Origin of the sequence: uncultured Flavobacterium sp., assembly GCF_963925415.1 — a bacterium.
In the GTDB taxonomy this organism is placed as follows: domain Bacteria; phylum Bacteroidota; class Bacteroidia; order Flavobacteriales; family Flavobacteriaceae; genus Flavobacterium.
On the sequence record NZ_CAWUTS010000135.1, the window covers coordinates 1 to 4,391 of the forward strand.

Below are 4,391 nucleotides of genomic sequence, written 5' to 3' on the forward strand. Positions count from 1 at the left end.
ATTTATTAATTGAGGAATTTCGTCAAGTGATGCATTTCTAACAAATTTACCTATTTTGGTTAATCGCATTTCGTCTGACAACAAATTACCATTAACATTTTTTTTATCGTTCATGGTTTTAAACTTAATGATTTTAAAAAGTTTTTCGTTTTTTCCGGGACGAGTTTGAAAAAAAAATGGTTTTCCTGTATTAGCAAAAAACAACCCAATCATTACAAAAACAAAAATTGGAATTAAAAAAATCAAACCCAATAAGGCAACAAAAAAATCAATTAGTCTTTTAAAAAATGATTTATACATTTTTATTGATTTTTTTTTCAATTAATACTATATATTCATCAGCTAAAACAATTCTATCAAAGTTTTCTTTTGCATAACTATAACCCTTTTTGCCTTGGATTATTCCTTTTTCAGGATCAGACAGATAATTTTTTATTTTTAAAGCAAAGTCTTCAGGGTTTTCTGGTTTTACAAAAACTCCTGCATCTGCTGTTTCAACAAGTTTTCTTGAGACACCGTCAATAGCCATTAAAATAGGTTTTTTGCAAGACATGTAGTCAAACGTTTTATTGGAATAAACTGTTTTAAATGTATCCACATTTTTTAAAACTGAAGTTCCCATATCCGAAGCTAAAATGTATTTAAACACTTCTGCTTTTGGTACTGGATCAACAAACCTAACATTGGTTACTTTTTTTTGTATTGAAAGCTCTATTAATCGTTTTTTTTCCATTCCGCCTCCGATCAATAAAAACAAAACATTAGTGTCTTTAAGTAACTTACCAGTTTCTATTATTTGTTCTAAATGATTTGCAACTCCATGAGCACCAACATAGGTTATGATAAATTTACCCTCTAAATTATGTTCTTTTTTAAATTTAGACACGTCAAAGTTTTTTAATAAATCCTCAGAAAGTGTAAAATCAGCTGCATTAGGGATGAAAATAATTTTTTTTGATGCAATATGTTTTTTTTCAATCAAAGCGTCTCTAAATGCAGGTGTTAAAACATTAATTAATGTTGCTTTTTTATAGATAAATTTTTCTAAAGTATATGCTAATTTTATTATTAAACCATTAGTTACAACACCCGTATCTATGGCAGATTCTGGCCATAAGTCTCTGATTTCAAATACAAAAGGGGTTCGTTTAAATAAAGATATTAAATAACCGCTAATACCTACAAACAATGGAGGTGATGTTACAATAATAACATCAAAATTGCCATTTGTTTTAAATAATCCAGCCCAAAAGCTTGAAAAAACGAAAGAAAAATAGCCCCATAACCTTCCTAAAAAATTGGAATTATACGATTCTGAAACATGACAACGTATTACATCTATAGCACCTTGTTTTTTTTTCTTGAACCATTTTCCTTTATATTCGTCTCTTTTTTCGCTAGAACTATAATGCATCATACCGGCAATAACTTGAACGCTATGTCCTTTTTCTGTCCATCGCTTTGTTATTTCGTTCCAACGAGAACCTCCATGATCATCATCTTCTAAATAATATTGATGTAATAATAATATTCGCATTATTTTTCTTTATTGTAATATATTGTTGTCTCTATTTTTGAATCAAATGGAAAAGATATTGCTTGACCTTCTTTTTTAAGACCATAACATTCTGAATTAAATGACTTCGTTATGTTTGGTTTTACTTTAGTAGTATTTGAAAGGCTATTAAATTCTATTGAAAAATTATCAATATGCCAAACCTGATCTTTTGTATATGCATTTAGTTTTATTATTTCATCAGAAACTATCCATTTATTTTCATTCTTAGCAATTTTTATTTCTCTTTCATGTTTTGCTTCTGAATTTAGAAATTGAAAAGCTTTTATTTTTCCTTTAAAAATATAATAATCTTCTGTTTCATGCCATTCTGCTTCTGTAGATTGAGTCCAATAATACCAAATAAAGCGATTTCCTTTTAACATTTGCGACTGACTGTTAACAGCAACCGTATTATGCCCTTTACTACCTGCAAAAAAATCTGAAAACTCCTTAGATGTATTGTATTTATATGTTCCTGAATCTCGAAGTATATTTTTTCCTTTTACCCACACATCCATATGTAAATTATCGGCTTGAGATGGTCTATCTTTATGATTTCCACATCTTATAAATGAAAATGTATGTGGTGTTTTGCACAAATAATAGCCCCCTTTATTAAAACTTAATATTCCTGTCTTTTGTTCTAGTGGAGAAAAAGTATAAGAAGGATTTGAAGAATGTTGAAGCCAATTCCAATCTTCATTAATTTCTATATTATCAAACAAATGGTTGTTTGTCAAAATTTTATACAAAGTATTTAATTGAGGGCGATAGTCTCTAAATTTTGAATTTGAAAGTGGAAAGAATAAGGCTCCATCATTTGCTCCATAATTAGGCAAAAAACCATTTTCTTTTTGAAGACATTGGTATAAAAAATTTAAACTTGCATAAGCCCTTTCATAAAATAATTTTGAAAATGGTTTTTTATGCTTTTCTGTTAAAGATATGCCAAAAGAAAATAATTGCAACAATACACGATGATAGTTCATGCTAAATTGAAGAAAAGTTCCGTCCTCATAAACCTGATATTTCACTTCTTGTTCGAGCCATTTTCTACCTTTTTTTGCCCATTTTTTAGTTTCTGGAATAAATGGAAAAAGTAGTTCACTAATAGTTAAGGCTAATGTTTCAGTAATAGCATGGTTATTTCTAACGGCAATTCTGGAGAAATCAATATGATTATAGATATGGTGTAACGACCAATAGATCACATTTTGAATTTTGTTCCATAACTCTTCTGTTAAGGCATCACTATTTTTATAAAAATACAAAGCATACATCCAATTAAACATTCGCAATGAAGTTTCTTGACTACATTTCCAATTTGGACCTTGATTAATAGGATTAGCATCAATCCAACTTTCTATTTCTGAAAAAACAAATACAGCATGATTTTCATTATAATGATAATCATATCGCATTATAGTTAATAAATATGTAAATCTAGATTTTTCCCAAACATACTTTATATCTCCATTGGCTGGATTAAAATCATTGATTTCTGACCAGTGTTTACTAATATCATAAACAAAACCGGTATCTGGATTAGTTATCCAGTTATAGGACAACCCTAATTTTTTCCATTCAGAGCTAAAGAAACAAATTTCACCTTGCAATATTTTATGAGCAGATTCTTTTAATTTTTCATTTTTTTGTGTAATAAATCCTAATGAATCTTTAGACTGTATTATAAATGGTATTGCAGCTTTTTTCCAATCATTTAAAGAAATGAAATTCTTTTTTACAGGATGAATTGGATGTTTCTTTTTTAATAATCCGATTCGTTTTTCAATTACGTAACGAATCCTATAGAACACATAACGAAGTCCCATATTTTGAAAAAGTTGAAAGGCTAATTTTAAATTCAAATTGAAAATATTAATAATTTTTATTTGTTGTCCAATTCATAATATTTTTTAATTCTGTTTGTTTGAATAATTACAAATGGATTTCCTACTGCTGTAGCATTATCTGGAATATTTTTATTTATTAGACTATTGGAGCCTATAATTACATTATTTCCAATAGTAATTTCACCAAAAATTACTGATCCTGCTCCAATATATACATCATCTCCAATAATTGGTACTTTTTTATCCCCAAAATTTCTTCCAATTGTTACATTTTGTGCAACTAAACAATTATTTCCAATAACTGAATTACTATGAATAACAACACCTATTCCTGAATATCCAATTTTAAAATTTTTTCCAATACTTGCTGATCTAGGAACCCCAACAAGAAAAAACAACTCTATGTATAAAAGAAATTAGTTTACCTATAAAAAATCATTTTATAATATAAAAACAATGTGAAATTCTGTAAAATAATATAGTAAATGAATTCATTTTAAGAATTTTTAATTATGTCAAAAAAGGCTTTAGAAATATCGTATTTGGATATGTTTTTAATAGTTTCCAATTCAAATTTACGAAGAATTTCAGGATTATAAATAATTTCTTTCATTGCGTTTTGCAATTCTTCTTTACTTTTTGGACTAATAAGCCAACCATTTTGGTTATGATTAATAATTTCTTTGTTAAAATTCCAATTACTGGCTATAACTGGTAACTGTGCAATCATAGCATCAACCAAGACACCTGCATAACCGTCACCTTCCCAAAAAGTAGGGAATAACATGCAATTATAGGAAGCTAAAATTTCATAATTTTTTTCATTTCTTAGATCTATAAAACCTTTATAATGTAAGAAATCATATTCTTTTACTTGTGTATGAAAAGATTGATAATCTTCATCTACTTTACCAAAAAAATCTACTTGAAAGTTTTTATATTCTTTACTTAATTCTATGGCAGAATCAATAATAAGTTGA

Annotated in this window: 5 protein-coding genes; all 5 read right to left on the reverse strand. The window is 27.7% G+C overall.

The window, feature by feature from the left end; all coding sequences use genetic code 11:
- The coding region (locus tag AABM47_RS10485; RefSeq protein WP_338410874.1) for a sugar transferase at nucleotides 1–300 on the reverse strand (300 nt) is incomplete at its 3' end.
- Complete coding sequence (locus AABM47_RS10490) at nucleotides 293–1,537, reverse strand: glycosyltransferase family 4 protein (protein ID WP_338410875.1); 1,245 nt, start codon at nucleotides 1,535–1,537, stop codon at nucleotides 293–295. The genes AABM47_RS10485 and AABM47_RS10490, both read right to left, overlap by 8 nt.
- Nucleotides 1,537–3,426: a heparinase II/III family protein gene (locus AABM47_RS10495; protein WP_338410876.1), complete on the reverse strand. Its 1,890-nt coding sequence runs from the start codon at nucleotides 3,424–3,426 to the stop codon at nucleotides 1,537–1,539. Before AABM47_RS10495 ends, AABM47_RS10490 begins: the two co-directional genes overlap by 1 nt.
- A 20-nt stretch (nucleotides 3,427–3,446) precedes the next feature.
- A complete protein-coding gene (locus AABM47_RS10500) occupies nucleotides 3,447–3,809 on the reverse strand; it encodes a DapH/DapD/GlmU-related protein (RefSeq protein WP_338410877.1) in 363 nt (120 codons plus the stop codon).
- Nucleotides 3,810–3,907: 98 nt separating this feature from the next.
- Nucleotides 3,908–4,391 (reverse strand): glycosyltransferase (locus AABM47_RS10505; protein WP_338410878.1); only part of this gene is annotated, 484 nt, incomplete at its 5' end.